The sequence below is a fragment of the Chryseobacterium sp. BIGb0232 genome, from assembly GCF_024810195.1.
Lineage (GTDB): Bacteria > Bacteroidota > Bacteroidia > Flavobacteriales > Weeksellaceae > Chryseobacterium > Chryseobacterium pennae.
Genome location: NZ_JANUEH010000002.1, coordinates 1 through 15,921, shown reverse-complemented (window position 1 = coordinate 15,921; position 15,921 = coordinate 1). Strand labels below are relative to the sequence as shown.

General features: G+C 37.7%; 16 protein-coding genes and 2 tRNA genes. 9 read left to right on the top strand and 9 right to left on the bottom strand.

All coding sequences use genetic code 11. From position 1 onward, the window contains the following. Position 1: 1 nt before the first annotated feature. The 8 genes from M2372_RS06300 to M2372_RS06265 all read right to left on the bottom strand — a co-directional run bounded on the left by M2372_RS06300 (position 2) and on the right by M2372_RS06265 (position 7,243). Positions 2-997 carry a cbb3-type cytochrome c oxidase subunit II gene (locus M2372_RS06300; RefSeq protein WP_123319583.1) on the bottom strand — a complete coding sequence of 332 codons (996 nt, stop codon included), beginning with the start codon at positions 995-997 and terminating at the stop codon, positions 2-4. Then, positions 997-2,733 carry a cbb3-type cytochrome c oxidase subunit I gene (locus M2372_RS06295; protein ID WP_123319582.1) on the bottom strand — a complete coding sequence of 579 codons (1,737 nt, stop codon included), beginning with the start codon at positions 2,731-2,733 and terminating at the stop codon, positions 997-999. The genes M2372_RS06300 and M2372_RS06295 overlap by 1 nt, the downstream gene beginning before the upstream one ends. A gap of 88 nt (positions 2,734-2,821) precedes the next feature. Next, on the bottom strand, positions 2,822-3,418 hold the full coding sequence (locus M2372_RS06290) for a Crp/Fnr family transcriptional regulator (RefSeq protein WP_123319581.1): 597 nt from the start codon (positions 3,416-3,418) through the stop codon (positions 2,822-2,824). A 207-nt stretch (positions 3,419-3,625) separates the two neighbouring features. Next, on the bottom strand, positions 3,626-4,345 hold the full coding sequence (gene ric, locus M2372_RS06285) for an iron-sulfur cluster repair di-iron protein (protein ID WP_123319580.1): 720 nt from the start codon (positions 4,343-4,345) through the stop codon (positions 3,626-3,628). A gap of 32 nt (positions 4,346-4,377) precedes the next feature. Then, the gene (locus tag M2372_RS06280; RefSeq protein ID WP_123319579.1) at positions 4,378-4,800 is read right to left on the bottom strand and encodes a c-type cytochrome; all 423 of its coding nucleotides are present in this window, start codon (positions 4,798-4,800) and stop codon (positions 4,378-4,380) included. Positions 4,801-4,818: 18 nt separating this feature from the next. Continuing rightward, complete coding sequence (locus tag M2372_RS06275) at positions 4,819-5,595, bottom strand: class I SAM-dependent methyltransferase (protein WP_123319578.1); 777 nt, start codon at positions 5,593-5,595, stop codon at positions 4,819-4,821. A gap of 117 nt (positions 5,596-5,712) precedes the next feature. Beyond that, positions 5,713-6,144: an Rrf2 family transcriptional regulator gene (locus tag M2372_RS06270; protein WP_123319577.1), complete on the bottom strand. Its 432-nt coding sequence runs from the start codon at positions 6,142-6,144 to the stop codon at positions 5,713-5,715. A 301-nt stretch (positions 6,145-6,445) separates the two neighbouring features. Further along, positions 6,446-7,243 (bottom strand): AraC family transcriptional regulator, encoded by a 798-nt coding sequence (locus tag M2372_RS06265; protein WP_123319576.1) that lies wholly within the window; start codon positions 7,241-7,243, stop codon positions 6,446-6,448. Between the two features lie 132 nt (positions 7,244-7,375). Here M2372_RS06265 and M2372_RS06260 point away from each other — a divergent pair, with 132 nt between their 5' ends. From M2372_RS06260 to M2372_RS06230, 7 genes are all read left to right on the top strand, one after another. Then, positions 7,376-8,698, top strand: coding sequence for a TolC family protein (locus M2372_RS06260; protein ID WP_123319575.1), 1,323 nt, complete (start codon positions 7,376-7,378; stop codon positions 8,696-8,698). Positions 8,699-8,702: 4 nt separating this feature from the next. Continuing rightward, on the top strand, positions 8,703-9,761 hold the full coding sequence (locus M2372_RS06255; RefSeq protein WP_123319574.1) for an HlyD family secretion protein: 1,059 nt from the start codon (positions 8,703-8,705) through the stop codon (positions 9,759-9,761). Further along, positions 9,761-11,353, top strand: a complete 1,593-nt coding sequence (locus tag M2372_RS06250) for a beta-carotene 15,15'-monooxygenase (RefSeq protein WP_123319573.1) — start codon at positions 9,761-9,763, stop codon at positions 11,351-11,353. The genes M2372_RS06255 and M2372_RS06250 overlap by 1 nt, the downstream gene beginning before the upstream one ends. 25 nt (positions 11,354-11,378) lie before the next feature. Further along, on the top strand, positions 11,379-11,792 hold the full coding sequence (locus M2372_RS06245) for a hypothetical protein (protein ID WP_123319572.1): 414 nt from the start codon (positions 11,379-11,381) through the stop codon (positions 11,790-11,792). A gap of 14 nt (positions 11,793-11,806) precedes the next feature. Continuing rightward, a complete protein-coding gene (locus tag M2372_RS06240) occupies positions 11,807-12,130 on the top strand; it encodes a hypothetical protein (protein WP_123319571.1) in 324 nt (107 codons plus the stop codon). Positions 12,131-12,305: 175 nt separating this feature from the next. After that, on the top strand, positions 12,306-13,307 hold the full coding sequence (locus tag M2372_RS06235) for a GlxA family transcriptional regulator (protein WP_123319570.1): 1,002 nt from the start codon (positions 12,306-12,308) through the stop codon (positions 13,305-13,307). A gap of 93 nt (positions 13,308-13,400) precedes the next feature. Beyond that, positions 13,401-14,033 (top strand): DJ-1/PfpI family protein, encoded by a 633-nt coding sequence (locus M2372_RS06230; protein WP_123319569.1) that lies wholly within the window; start codon positions 13,401-13,403, stop codon positions 14,031-14,033. Positions 14,034-14,181: 148 nt separating this feature from the next. Here the strand turns inward: M2372_RS06230 and M2372_RS06225 are convergent, their stop codons facing one another. Next, positions 14,182-15,216, bottom strand: coding sequence for a S66 peptidase family protein (locus tag M2372_RS06225; RefSeq protein ID WP_123319568.1), 1,035 nt, complete (start codon positions 15,214-15,216; stop codon positions 14,182-14,184). A gap of 383 nt (positions 15,217-15,599) precedes the next feature. Here M2372_RS06225 and M2372_RS06220 point away from each other — a divergent pair. Next, a tRNA-Lys gene (locus M2372_RS06220) sits at positions 15,600-15,672 on the top strand. 69 nt (positions 15,673-15,741) lie between these two features. After that, positions 15,742-15,814: transfer RNA gene (locus M2372_RS06215), tRNA-Lys, on the top strand. The last annotated feature ends 107 nt before the right edge of the window (positions 15,815-15,921 follow it).

Sequence of the window (15,921 nt, the reverse complement as noted above, 5' to 3'; positions counted from 1 at the left end):
ATCATTTTATTTTATCCATGATTGTTTTTACTTCTTCAACAGTAACTTTCTTACCGTTGTTCCCCCAGCTTGTTCTTTCGTGATTGATAAGGGCTGCCACATCTTCAGGTTTGAAATTGGCATTGGTTCCTACAGGTGGCATTTCTCCGAATTGAGGGGCTAAACCATTATATCCTTTCATAATAATGGTAACATACAGCTCCAGGTTATCACCTAAAACTACTTTATCACCTTTCAATGGAGGAAATGCTCCGGGAACACCTTCTCCGGTAGCCTGATGACAGGTGGCACAGTTGGCTGCAAATAATGCTTCTCCATCCGGGAGATTATCACCTCCGGCAGTTCCATTAGTTTTTTTCTCTTCTTTTTTGTACAGGAACTCCCTTGTCGGAATACTTTTAGGAAGCTCTGTCTGTTTAAGGCTAAGCAGATAAGCCACCAGATCACTTGCATCTTTTGACGGAACTACCTTACCCTTAATTTTCCTTTTAAAAGCATCGGGAAGACTGATCTCCTTATCTCCGGGATCTAATTGTTCTTTGATGAGAAACAGCCATTGATATGAAGGCATTATGGATTGTGGAACGACTGACCTTGGATTGAAAAGGTGAGAATACTGCCAGTCTTTGCTGGATTGCCGTACGCCAATATTGGTAAGATCTGGACCCGTTCTTTCGGTCCCCATCAGGGTAGCTGTATTCTGAAATAGATTCAGCCTTTTGTTTCTCGCGTAATCTACTGCCAGACTTGGGCGGTTTCCGAATACCTGATCCATATCCACATTACGGACCTGTTGGGTATGGCATGCCACACAACCTTCACGAATATAGATTGCTTTTCCGCGGCTTTCTTCTTCTGTGAGTGCTTTACTTCCCTGCAAAGGCTGATATACTTTCTGGTTGTTCAGAGCAGGAAAGATGCATATAATCAGTGTCAGAAAAAGGAAAAACGCCAGTGCTGAAGAAAAAAGTTTCTTATGGTCATTAAAGAAGTCCATTATAATGCTTTATTTTGTTGGGTATGTATGATATCTAAAATTTCTGAAGGGGTTTCCGGAATTCTGATTTCTTTCCGTGGGCAGATCATCCTGTAAAAGTTATAGGCAAAAATGATATGTGATATCCACATCATGGTTCCTCCGATAGCTCGCCATAACCAGAAAGGGAACATTTTTATCACACCTTCAAGAAAAGGCTTCTTATCCATCCAGAGTATGCCTTTTTCGGTGGAACCAATCATCAGGGAAATAGTATATACCAGCACTCCGATCAATGCCATCCAGAAATGGAGTCCTACTGTGAGGCTTGGTGGCTCATGAGAGGTAAGTCTCGGAACGAGTGTATAAGTAAAAGACCATAGCATAAAAGTAATGATTCCGTACATGGTCAGATGGGAGTGAGCGACTGTAAAATCTGTGAAATGCCACAAAAGATTAGTTGTTCTGAACGCTTCAGCCGTTCCCTGCATTGACCCGGTAAAGTAAAAAATTACAGAAACCACATAAAAAGGCAATACATAGCTGAGCTTTAACCTGTGCCATGATCCGCGTATGGTCATCATAAAGTTAACACTTCCTGCAGCTACAGGAATCACCATTCCTACACTGGCTACAATAGCCACTGTCTGCATCCACCATGGAATAGCACTGAAAATAAAATGATGGGTTCCGATCAGGGTATAAAATAAAATCTGTGTCCAGAATGCCAGAATACTCAGGCTGTATGAATATACCGGGCTGTTAAGTTCCTGTGGCAGAAAATAATACATTAGTCCCAGATTGAAAAACATGAACCACATGCCAACCCCCTGATGCATAAAGTAGCCCTGTGTTATCGTTTCTCCGAGGCCATCCTGCCATAATGGGAGATAGGCGACAAAAAGGATGACCACTACATACATCATAGCAGAAACCACATACCAGTTGGAAACATAGATGTCTTCCGTTTTCCTGAATTCGATGGTTTTGAAATGATTATAAATGCTGATCATAATTCCTATGGCAAAAAGCATCATAACAGGCCAGATATATTCCCGGTATTCACCACCACTGTTGTTAATCCCTGCCATCAGGCAGACGCTTCCGAGAAATACGGCAGAGTTCATCAGTATTAAAGACCAGTACCCGATCTTCAGGTTGAAAACTTTGGTATTTCCAACTCTGGGAACTACATAATAAGAAAAACCAAGCATAGCCATAGAAGCCCAGCCCCAGAAAACCATATTGGTATGAACAGGACGCAGCCTTCCGAAACTCAGCCAGCTGAGATGATCCGAGTCTGGCGCTACAAATTTTATTCCCAGATATTCTCCCACCGTAGTTCCCATGAAAAGCCAGAAAACAGCACATCCCAGAAACCAGAGAATGAGCTTTTTTTCATCCTCAGGAACCGCAATTTTTCCGCCTTCTTTTCTTTTGCTCTGAAGAAACCGGATGTCATGAATTTCATTAGCCTGATCTACCAGGCCACGTGGGTCTTTTACATTTTTATTCAGACTGAGCTCATTCCCGGAAAGCTGAAATTCAAGTTCTTTTTTACGTTCTTCTAAAGCGGTAATTTCTTGTGGAGGTAAACTTTCCAGATGTTTGTAAATCCTTTTCAGTTCCCTTTTTTTAAGAGTGTTGGAAATCATTCTGTTCACTTTTATCAAAATCAGAATGAGAGCGAAGATGATAGGCAGCGAAATAAGAATAATGGTAATTTGTAAGCCTGGTTCATTGAGAAACTCGTCCATTGCATAAGTTTTAAGAAATTCTGTTTCCTAAAATTACAATGAATACAAATTTTACTGTTATGATCTCAATCACAATCAGATTCTTAATTTAATAGTAAATTTGTCTGTTTATTATGTTAAGGAGATGTTCTTTTTCCATCGCTTTAATGGTCCGGATCACAGTTTCAACCCGTAAACCTGTAAGATCAGCCATTTGTTGACGCGTTAAAGGAATAATGTATTCTGTTTCAGTTTCTTCTGTGCAGTGAGTTTGCTTAAAATAATCCATTAATACTTTAAGCCTGATCGCAGGGTCTTTTGAAAAAATATGCTGGGACATGATCATTTTATAATGAAGTCGCCGTGAAAGATTTTCGTTGATCTTCAGTGAATATTGTGGATGTTCTTTCAATATCTCAAAAAAGTTTTTGGAAGTAAGCTGGCAGATGGTACAATCCGTTAAAGCTATGGCATTTGTAGGATAAATCCCATTGATGAAAAGAAAAGCCTCACCAAAGGACTGAGGAGCTTCAAAAATATTCTGGATAAATTCCCTGCCGTCTTCGCTGAAATTATTCAGTTTTACCTTTCCGGAAACAATCTGAAAATAGAAGGCACTTTTCATCCCTTCTTCGTAGATGAAATCACCACATTTATAATCTTTGCTTATGCTGCCATATTGCTTTAAAAGGTCTTCGGGAATCATAGTTTAAATATACAATATTAAAGGAGATGATTGGAGTGAATGGATAGGAAGGAGGCTGGAAGAGGAAAGTCCTTTTAGTTTTTCAATTTTAACGGAGCCAACTGTATTGAAGTATTATGATTTTTCTATTCAAAAATCACTTTTAGTGGTTTTCTCCGTATAACAGCAATTTCCAGCCTCCTTCTTCCGGCCTCCAGCTGAAAACAATTATTCGGAAAACTGTTTTTCCAGTTGGATAGCTTTTGGAAAAAGGATATTATTTTCCAGGTGGATATGTTTGTGAAGATCATTTTCAAATTCCTGAAGCATGGCAAATGCTACTTTATAAGTATTGCAGGCATCAGCAGGAGGAAAAAATTCATTGGTAATTTCAGCGATCTTTCTGAAACGGTCTCCTTCAACACTATGCTCATGCTGCATCATGTTCACCGGGTTTTCTACAGTCCCGAATCCAGGTCTTGTAAGATCTCCACCGGATATTTTAGCCTTGACCATATTTCTTACAAACGGAAAGAGAATGAGTTCTTCTTTTTTCATATGAGCAGCCAGATCATGGGCTGATTCACGAAACAAAGTATTAACCTCAAATAATTCAGGATGTCTGTCGCCATGTACTTTACATAGTTTATCAAGAAAAGTTTGTAAAACAGGAGTTTTTTCCTCCACATAACGGTGGTGAGACTTTTCAATATAATCTGTCAGAAGATCCAGAGGCCAACTGCTGAAGTCTATGGTGGTATCATTATTTTTCGGAAGTGTATCCAGTTCTTCATAAATTTTTTCCGGATTCAGTTTTTTATTCTGGCAGGCTTCCTCAATGGTTCTTCCTCCTTTACAGCAGAAATCAATTCCGTATCTTTTAAAAATAGCAGCTGTTCTGAAGTCTTCCGCTACAATATTTCCGATAAAATCTGTTTTTGTATTCATATTATGGGGCGTTTTATTGATTTAAATTGTTCTTATTTTTTTAATGATAAAATGTATTTTACCATCAGTTTTGCATTGTTTTTACTCATTCCGTTATGAGGGGCCATTGGAATGTCTCCCCAGTTTCCTTTCCCGCCTTCAATAATTTTATTTGCCAGCATATCGATATCTGTTTCGGTATATTTTGCAGCCACCTCCTGATAGGATGGACCTATCAGTTTTGCATCAGTTTTATGACAGGTAAGGCAGTCTGTACCTTCAATTAATTTCAACCCTTCATCTATGGAGTTTGCGCTGGTTGCTACAGGAACGGGAGGTGTTTCTACAGGCTGAGCAGGCTGTTGGCTAGAATATGGATCTGCCTGTGGAATAGGAGTTGTTTCAGGTTTTGAACAAGATAGCAGGATGGGAGATAAAGCCAGGATTATTACGGTATTAAAAAAAAATGTTTTCATAATGAGTATTATTTATTATTATTTTTTCTGGGCAAGAATGGCTACCGCACAAAGGCAGTTATTATGCTTTTTAAAGACCCTTCTCATTTGTAGAATCCGGGAACGTATTTTGGGCTGTATGATGATATTTCCGGCAATTTTTAGGAATCCGGAAAGACCTTCATCACTGATGATTCTTTGCAGTTCCAGAAGGTGCATAGGAGCTGTTTCCGTTTTTAAAATCTGAAAACCTTCTTTTTCCAGTAATTGTGTCCATTCGGAAACTGTTAATGGGCGGGTATTTACCTTTAGGCTTAAAGCCAGTTCTTTCTGAATCTGTAATTTCACATTTTCATCCAGACTATCAGGTGCCAGAGCTAATTCATGGATAGCATAATAGCCCTTTGGTACCAAAATTCTGGAAGCTTCCCTGATAATTTCCGATTTCCTGTGGTCACTGTGCATACTCAGCATAGCTTCACCATATACTTTATTTGCAGATTGTTCGGCTAGATCTGAATGTGCTGCATTCCCCAACTTAAATTGAGCTGCTGTATTTATAAAATTCTTTTTCAAAAGATCAACAGCTTCTTGCTCTGCATCAATTCCTGTATAGGATTCCGGATTTTTCTTCAAAGTGAGCTTTGCTGTAAAACCAATGCCCGGGGCAAACTCTACGATTCGGTCATGAGAATTGATATCCAGCATTTTCAACATTTTCTGAGTCAGGACTAAGCCGCCTGGCCGCAAAACTTTTTTACCGATTTTAGCTAATAGCCAATGGGCAGACATTTTTTCAATAGCAGCTGTTTTCATTGGATGAGGTTTTAAGTTGTAACAATCATATAATCAGTATGAACGCCTGTTAAATTGAGTTTTATTGTTGTTATTAATATATTAAGATCTTTTTATCTTTTATTATGGTAATTTTTTTTAAGTTTTGAGGTAGGTTAATTCTAAATCCAGATTATCCACAAACATTTGTATTTTAGATGTTTCAAGCATGATGCGAAGATCCTGCCTGATACTTTTGAACTGTTCATGAAGTGGACATGGGTGGGTTTCTGAACATTGATCAAGACCTAGTCCACAACCCGTAAATAATTTATCACCGTCTATTTCCTTTACAATATCAGCAATACTTATATTCAGATTTTTAGGATCCATATAAAAACCTCCGTTTGGCCCTTTTGCCGATTGTACAAAACCTTTTCTGCTCAGATCCTGAAGGATTTTTGCAATAAAGTGTTCCGGAGAATGAATGTTTTTCGCAATATCCTTAATCCCGACCCTGCTGTCATTTTTAGACTGCTGGGCAATGTAAATTAATGCTCTTAATGCATATTCGCAGGTTTTGGAAAACATTGTATCTGATTTTTATAGGACAAATGTATGAACTTATCTTGAATAAAAGACAAAATTATCTTTTATTTTTAAGGGACTTGATAAAGATCATTCAAACACGAATTAATGGATGAATAAGTGAAAGATTTTGATCACTTTAGTTATTTTAAATAATTGCCAACTAATTGGGAGTTCCCCTTATATTCTCTGAAATATTAAATTTTACTGAGATATCAATTGAAAGATCGTATATTCTATTTCTCTGGAGGGGTCTCAAATTATTTACTTGACCCGTCACCTCCTAATGACAAAAACAAATACATCAAAATGCCTTACTGCTTTTCCGAAGATCAGATGGTCTGGATTGTGTAAATTCATGAAACGTATCACTGAAGGCGCTGATCGAGCTATAGCCGACATCATCTGCAATTTCATTAATGGGTTTGTCTGTATTCAAAAGGAGCTCAATAGCTTTGATGATTCTTAATGTTTTCAGGTACTGAAGAAAGGAGATATCCATATCAGCTTTAAACAGCCGGGACATAGAGCGTTCACTCAGCCCGAACCTGGTGCTTACATTGGTAAGTGTCAGTTTTTCTCCCATATTCCATTCAAGATAAGAGACTATTTTCATCATCTGTTTGTTGTGAGTGGCAGGAAGAATAATAGGGAGGGGCTGCTTATGGGTTTTAGGTAAGATCTTTTTTAAAGCCACCAGAAACTCAAAATTTTCATCTTTATAGGTGACGTGTTTTTCGTCCCACATTTCTGTGTATTTAATCATCTGGATCAAAAGTTCTGATGCCGGATAAATTCCCAGTTTTCCATAAAACGGATCTGAAATATCATCATGAGCATAAAAATAAAGTGAACGAAGAACGGTAGCGGTATGCCCGACTTCTAAAATATGTTCCATGCCCTCCGGGATCCAAAAAAAATGTCTGGCGGGTACCACATATGTCCGGTTGTCAATCGTAATATAAGCAATACCACCTTCTACATAACTTAACTGTCCTTTGGTATGTTTATGAAAAGGAATCAGTTTTTCTGATTTTTCGTGCATGACAAATACACTTTTATCATGTCTGTCGATGTCCGGAAGCGCTGCAATTAATCCCATATCAAAACTAAAATACTGTTGAAAATGCAAATATAATCATTTGGCCGGAATCATGTAAAAGTTGACTATTTTAGATAAATAAAATTTGCGGATTGCCAATAAATTTGCAGTGCAATAATTCGAAAAATTCAAATGAAAATTTATGTCACCGGACTGCTGATGCTAGGAGTTTCCTATACAATATCGGCTCAGACAGGCAGTCCACGAAATGATACCATACGGATCTCCCTGAGAGACGCATGGCAAAGAGCTGAAGAAAACAGCCGTCATATTAAAATCAACACCATCAATGTAGACATTGCTGAAGCTGAAGTAAAAGACACCAAACGAGAGCGACTTCCGGAAATACAGGTCAAAGGATCTGCTGAAAAAGCTTCCAACATCCCCATCTATGAAAACGGAATTTTTTCCAAACCTACCCAACATGAGGTCATCCACACTCTTTACAAAGTGGGGGCCGATTTTTATCTGAACATTTACAACGGAAATAAACTCAATCTTAAGATCAAAGAGAACCAGACCCTTCAAAAGATTAAGAATATTCAAAAAGATCAATCCATTTCCGATATTCATTACAAAACAGCCAGTCTTTATCTTGAACTTCAGAAAACACTAATCTTCAGGGATCTTATTAAGCAGGATATCAAAGATCAGGAAATACAGCTTAAAGAAATCAAGTCTTTATACAAAAACGGTGTGGTGTTGAAAAGCGATGTTTTAAGGATAGAGCTTGAACTTTCCAAACGTAAAATGGCTTTGGTGACTATTGAAAATGATATTCTGATCGCCATGCAGAAACTGAATATTATTTTAGGCGTTCCAGATGAGCAGATAGTTATTCCGGAAGTACCCTATAATCAATGGGATGCCAATACAACCTATGCAGAATATCTGAAAATGGCGTTGGATCATTCATTTGATTACCATGTTTCAGAACAGCAAACGGAATTGAGTATTCTTAAACTGAAGCAGGTAAAGGCCAATGTAAGGCCCAAAATCGGGATGTACGGTGAATTTTATTATGCCAACCCGCAGATTTTCCTTTATCCCTACAATCCTTATTGGTATTCATTGGGAATTGTTGGTATTAAGGCTTCATTTTCAATATCCTCACTTTACCATAATACCAATAAAGTAAAAGCAGCCAAACTAGAATTTGAAAAAGAAGAAGAGGCCCATAAGGATACGGAAGATAAGGTAAGGCAACAGGTAAAAGAAGCGTATCTGAGGTATCAGGAAGCTCTCGAACAGATTAAGGTTGCTGAAACCAACGTTGTTCAGGCCAAAGAGAATGCCCGGATTATTAAAAATACCTATTTCAGTCAAACCTCTCTTATCACAGAACTTTTGGATGCCGATATACAGCTTCTTCAGACAAAATTTGAACTTGAAGCAGCAAAGATCATGGCACAGAACAATTATTATTTACTACAAAATATTACAGGCGTTTTATAATACAATGAAAAAGAAATATACTCCCACCGATAGGCTGATCACAAAGATCACAGGATGGATTTCAGTTTTAATCGTTGCTGCACTTGCTGTTTGGGGCGGTTTTACTCTTAAGAATTATTATCGCTATGAGCAGACGAATGATGCTCAAATTCAGGAATATGTAAACCCAGTTATTTCAAGAGCGGGCGGATTCATTGTAGCCGTAAAATTTGAGGAAAACCAGGAAGTTAAAAAAGGAGATACCCTTTTACTGATTGATAACAGGGAATATGTCCTTCAACAAAAGCAAACTCAGGCAGCCCTTCAGAAAGCACGTGCCCAGCTGAAAGTTCTGGAAAGTAATACCAGCACTACGTCAAAAGAAGCTGCCTCAGCACAGGCCCAGATAGATGCCAATAAGGCGAAAGTATGGAAACAACAGCTTGATTATAACCGGTACAAGAAACTTTATGATGAAGAATCTGCTACTAAACAGAGACTGGAAGATGTAAAAGCTACATTGGACGTGAACGAAAGTGATTATAAATCTTCTCAGGATGATTATGCTGCATCTGTTTCTAAAATACATGATATTCAAGCTGAAAAAACAGTGGTTTTGGCTGAAATTGCCAGACTGGAAGCATTACTGGACCGTCATAAGCTGGATGTAAGCTATACAGCAGTAGTCGCTTCATATGATGGAAGAATGGGACGAAGAACTGTTGAAGTAGGGCAAATGATTGATGCCGGAGAAACGCTTGCATTCATCGTTAATAACGAAACGGATAAATGGGTGGTTGCCAATTATAAAGAAACCCAGATTAAGGATATGAAAATTGGAGATCACGTAAAGATCGTTGCAGATTCCTATCCTGATAAGGAGTTTCAAGGGACTATTATTTCTCTTTCACCAGCAACAGGTTCAAGTTTTTCATTATTGCCACCTGATAATTCTACCGGAAACTATGTGAAAATTGTTCAGCGTATTCCTGTCAGAATCAAAGTGGATGGAAAAAGAAATGAAATTGACGTTCTGAAAGTAGGAATGAACGTAAATGTATATGCCAATAAAAAGCATTCCTAATGGTTAAAAGACAAATGCCCTTTTTTAAAAAATGGGCTCCGGAATGGCTGGTAAAAATTATACTTTTTTCCATGACTTTACCGGGAATCATCATATTTTTCTTACCTCTTACCAATATCAATGCAGCAGCAGGATATTATGGTGGTGAACCTGCTGATATTCAATTTTCAGTAGCGTTGTTCTATGCGGGTTATGTAGGGTTTTACAGCCTGGAAAGAAGATTTTTCAGTTTTCTGGCTGCCAAAGAGTATTTTCTTTTATTTACAACTTTGCAGATCGTTGCTTGTTTGACCTGTTATTTTACCCGGGAGATCTATGTACTGTTTCCTGTCCGTTTTATTCAGGGAATGTTATTTGCCGGGAATGTTAACCTTTCACTCACCCTGATCTTTACACGATTAAACAGTGAAAGGGGAAGGGAAATAAGTTTTTCCGTGTTCTTCGGTATTCTGATCTGTGCATTGCCGTTTAATAACCTGATTACAGCAGATCTTATTGATTCTTACAATTTTAATATAGTTTATAAAACTGCCATTTTTTCGTATCTGCCGGGTCTTATTTTCCTTACTATGGCCATGACGAATTACAGACCTAATGTAAGGTTTCATTTGTATAAGCTGGATTGGCAGAGTTTTGCGGTTTTCAGTGCAATTTTGGTACTGGTAGGATATATAGCCATTTTCGGACAGGAATATTATTGGCTGGAAGATCGCAGGATTCTGGGGAGTGTAATCGGAATCATTGTATTGGCAGTAATTTCAATTTTCCGTCAGAGTTCAATTAAAAGATCTTATATAGATCTTCGGGTTTTCAGATACAGAAATTTTAAAGTAGGGTTGCTGATTCTTTTTGTCATGTACATTTGTCGTTTTGCTTCAGGAATTACGAACAGCTTTTTTGCTACAGAGCTGCACCTGGATCCGTTTTACATTTCCTATATTAATATTTTCAACCTTTCAGGGTTGGTGTTTGGCGTTATCATTGCCTGTTGTATGGTCCTGCAGAAAAGAAATATACGCTATATCTGGGGGCCCGGTTTTTTAATGTTGCTTCTGTTTCATGTATTGATGTATTATTCTTTTGATGTTCAGGCGGATGAATTTAATTATTATATTCCTTTATTTCTTCAGGGATTGGGAGTGGGATTGATCATGGTCCCGACTATTATTTTTATTATTTCATCGGTTCCTGCTTCTATTGGACCTTCTGCAGCTGCAACAGCACTGGCAATACGTTATTTCGGGTTCTGCGCCAGCATTGCATTGATTAACTTTTTTGAACTTTTTGAAAAAAGCCGCCATTATAATGCTTTTCAGGATCATTTAAGTGCCGTAGATCCTTCTGTGAAAGATTTTCTTCATAAACAGACTGCTAAACTTATGTCTAAAGGAATGCTTGAAGATCATGCTGTAAAAGCATCTAATAAACTTTTAGTCGGAAGAATGAATGCTCAGGGACATGTCCGTTTTGCTATGGATTATTACGAAATGATGGTATGGCTTTTAGCAGGTACATTACTGTTGATTATCCTTTTCCCATACCTGAACCGTACTGCTCTTTATTTAAAATCCCGCAGGTTATCTCCTGCATAAAATGTAAACTATTCATCCCATTATTATGAAAATAGCCAAAATACTTTCAATATTGTCCTTACTTTTTTTCTGTTTATCATGCAGCAATGATGATAATATATTTCATCTTAAAACAATAAGAATCAATGAATATGAACAGTATATGTCGTTACCGGAGCAACATCTTTTTATAAAGATTGTAGATCATGAAAATTCAGGTGTTATGGCAGAAACAGAGCCTTTTCAAAGTAACCTTCATTTACCGTTGCTTCTTAAAACAGAGCATGTGTCGGATATGAATTTATATGCAAGACCCTATCGTGTGGAACTTTGGGGAGATATTTCAGGATTGATCGGAAGTTGCACTGTGAAAATGGACGATTACAGGATTACATTTCCTATTGATATGGAGGTGAAAAGTAATAGTCTTGAAGTTGCTATTCAGGGAAGCTGGGAATAAGTAAAAGAAAAATAATGGAAGAAATCAGATTAGTGAATGAAGTCGTTACAGAGCTCTTAGACAGCGGGTATTCTGCCAATTTTGGACTGATGGAATATCTCAGTTCTCTGAAGCCTGTTAAGGAAATAGCTGATATCTCCGGATCGGATTTTAATATTGATGAAGTCTACTGCTGTCATGAAAATGAATACAATTCTGAAATTGTGTATGTTTTTGCAATCTCATGTGCGAAATATGACTTAAAAGGGATCTCCACCTCTATAAGTATTGTTGACAATTCGTTTTCTTTTTCAGAATTGTTTGAAAAGATGAAAGAAATGTACAGGAGAATTTTTTAGATTTTAAAAGTATAGCTTGTTTAGCTAATTTTATAGTGAGAGTGCTGAGACTGTCTTTAAAGGCAGTCTCTTTTTTCTGATTAAAGTAAAAAATGAACAATGGCCGGAAATGTCTGTTTTTTGTCATTGCAGCCATTTGACATTGTCATTACATTTGCATGATACAGATTGAGATATGGAAAATGCAGAAAAACAGGGAAAAATAAAAAATATAGTTCTTTTGATCTTACCAAAGGTTCAGCTGCTGGATGTTGCAGGTCCCTGTGATGTGTTTACATCAGCCAATCTCTTTTTGCCGGATGACAAAGCTGGATTACAGTATCAGGTTCATTTGATATCCGGGACTTCAGACAAGGTAATATATTCAGGTTCAGGAATCTCTTTAACCTGCAGTCGTACTATTTATGATATTGATTTTCCAATAGATACCTTACTGGTTGCCGGTACTGATCTTAGAACACTAGATGAAGTTAATCCCGATCTTTATACTTATTTGCAGAATACAATAGGAAGCGTAAGACGTTTAGGATCAGTTTGTGCAGGAGCATTTATTTTAGCAAAAGCCGGGTTGCTGAACGGAAAGCAGGTAACTACGCATTGGAAATATGCCGATATTCTGCAACGGACCTATCCTGATTTGGAAGTAAATATCAATCCGTTTTTTATCCGGGACCGGGGAATATATACTTCAGGAGGTGTTTCTTCCGGAATAGATCTGGCATTGGCCCTTTTGGAAGAGGATTGGGGTAGGCCTCTAGCCTCAGAAGTCGCCAAACATCTGGTGTTGCATTTAAAAAGGTCAGGAGCACAATCCCAGTTTGGAAATGCTATTTCCGATTATGAAATGTTATCTCCTTTCACAAAGGGTATCAGAGATTTGCTTAAAGATAAATTAGGCCAGTCCATCAGCATAGAATTTATGGCTGAATCTGTACATATGAGTGTCCGTAATTTTTCCAGGGTCTTTTTGAGGGAGTCAGGAGTCACTCCCGGTAAGTTTCTTGAAAAGATGAGGCTGGATCAGGCAAAGGATATGCTGGAATATACAGAGATGAGTATCGAAATGATTGCTGCAAAATGTGGTTTCGGAAATGTAGTCTCCCTCCGGCGGTTATTTTTTAAATACATTTCCATTTCTCCAGCACAATACCGGAAATCCTGTAAAGGAACAGGTTAACTCTCTTTACTTTTTTGTATTCCACAAGGTTGATAATTGATTATCAACAAGGAAATCTACGTCTTAAAAAATATTAATCTTTAAAATATAATTATGAATCAGAAACAACAGAATGGGACAATGAATATAGCATTTTTGATTTACGATCAGGTAGAAGCGCTGGATCTGAATGGTCCGTTGGATGTCTTTATTAAGGCAAATGTAATATCTGCCGGAAGCTATAACTGCTATACTGTAGGAAAAACCAGAGATGCCATTCATATGGAAGGAAATACTATGGCTGTGATTCCGTCATATGATGTACAGACCGTTTTGCAGCCTGATATGATCGTAATTCCGGGAGCTAATCCTGATTATGTGATGGAATACCTGCAGGATGATGATTTTCAGAATACTGTAATGAGCTGGATAAAAGATCAGTATCGTAAAGGAACTATTATTTTCTCAGTTTGTACAGGAAGTATGCTTTTATCTAAAACCGGGATATTGGATCAGCATGAAATTACCACCCATTCTATGCTGCTGGATACTTTGGAACAATATAATCCGAAGAGTATTGTGAAAAGAAATGTCCGGTTTGTAGATCAGGAACAGCTGATTACTACTGCAGGAATAACGGCAGGAATAGATGCAGCCCTATATCTGGTTGAAAAACATCACGGGAAAGAGCTGGCAGATACCATCGTGACGCTTTTTGAGTACCAGCAACGGGAATTTGAACACTGATATATTCACAAATTATAGGTATTCATAAAGATTATAGATCTGCGTAATCTGTACAAGAATTTAAAAATTATCGAAATTAAAATGATATGATGGGTAAGGTTTCGGCGGGCCTTTGGCCCGCCGAAACTGTTTTATATAATGTCAAACTTTATAGAACCCCGTTTTCCAGGATAGAAAATGTCTGATCAATACAGTTGATTTCTGCTAATTTTCCATAAGGAATGGTGAAAGTAGGGCAGGTATGCCCAAAATCCATCTGTGTAATCACCGGAAGAGCATCTAAGCCTTCTTCGTCCAGAACTTTCAACAGCTCAGTTTCATATTCTTCAGTATAGAGGTTGTCATAAGGCCGTCCGAAAATAATTCCTTTGGCATTTTTCAGAATTCCCGTTACTGCGTAATTTCGGAGCCAGTATCTGATATAATCAGGGTTTGGTTTGCCTTCTGATGTTTCAAAAAACAGGATAGAGTCTTTCCAGACTTCAGAATCTGGCCAATAGTCTGTTCCTTTAAGCATTTCCAGTACTTCCATACAACCGCCAATCAGTGGTCCCTGTACAATAGAATTTCCTCTGATAAATCGCCATCCGGTGGAAGGAGTTAATTTTCTTTTTACATCCTGAAGGGAAATATCGAACCAATCAAGGAATTCAGTAGTCCAGCCTTCATCATTTGGATGAACCTGTCCGATAACAGCAGGAGAGAACAGAGTTCGTCTGATATCATTGATCTGGTAGTCATGCATAGCTCCGTTCTCTGCAAAACCAACCAGTAGGGAAGTCCCATAGAATGAACTTAAACCGGCTTTCAGGCATATAAAATGAGTAATGGTACTGTCGGAAAAGCCGAGAAATATCTTGGGATTGTTTTTAATAATATCAAGGTCAATATATTTCAGCATCCGGATACTGTCATCACCGCCAATATTTGAAATAATAGCTTTTACAGATGGATCCAAAAATGCTTCCATAAGATCATTTGCCCTGGCTTCCGGATTATTATAGATCCATTGGGCAGATTGTAGGGAATGCTTAGTTTCAGTAACTTCCAGATTGAAAATCTGATTCAATCGTTCCTTACCTTTTAAATATCGGTGTGGTAAATCTCCGGCAGCACCCCATGACATAGAAATGCTTGCCACTTTATCACCATCGGATAATCTTTTGGGAGTAATTAATTTCATAAATAAAAATAGAAACTGTGATTTTGAGATGATTTATTTATTGAAAAGATAAATATAAGAATAGCGTTGTGTAGCCACTTTGCCCAAAAATAGAACATCTTTATAAGAAATACAATAACAAACGGCAATAAAGTAATGAAGTGGCTTTTATTTGAATATTTACAGATTTTGATTCAGAAAGAAATTCTGTGAAATTTAAACAATCCGATGTCAGGGTATTTTTTTTTATAAAATAAATTACATAATTAATTTATAAACAGATGTTTGCTGATTTAGAGTAAAAATTTATGATAAAAAAGCTAAAAAAAACTTGGGTTTAAAGGAGATTTTTCTATCTTTGCAGTCCCTTAAACAAAGGGATTTACTTAAAAAAGTAAGTGACCGACTCGGTAGCTCAGCTGGTAGAGCAATACACTTTTAATGTATGGGTCCTGGGTTCGAATCCCAGCCGGGTCACAAACTAAAAAAACTGCTGTTTCAGTGGTTTTTATCTTAAAAAATATTTACTTGAAAAAGTAAGTGGCCGACTCGGTAGCTCAGCTGGTAGAGCAATACACTTTTAATGTATGGGTCCTGGGTTCGAATCCCAGCCGGGTCACAAACTAAAAAGCTGCTGTTTCAGTGGTTTTTATCTTAAAAAATATTTACTTGAAAAAGTAAGTGGCCGACTCGGTAGCTCAGCTGGTAGAGCAATACACTTTTAAT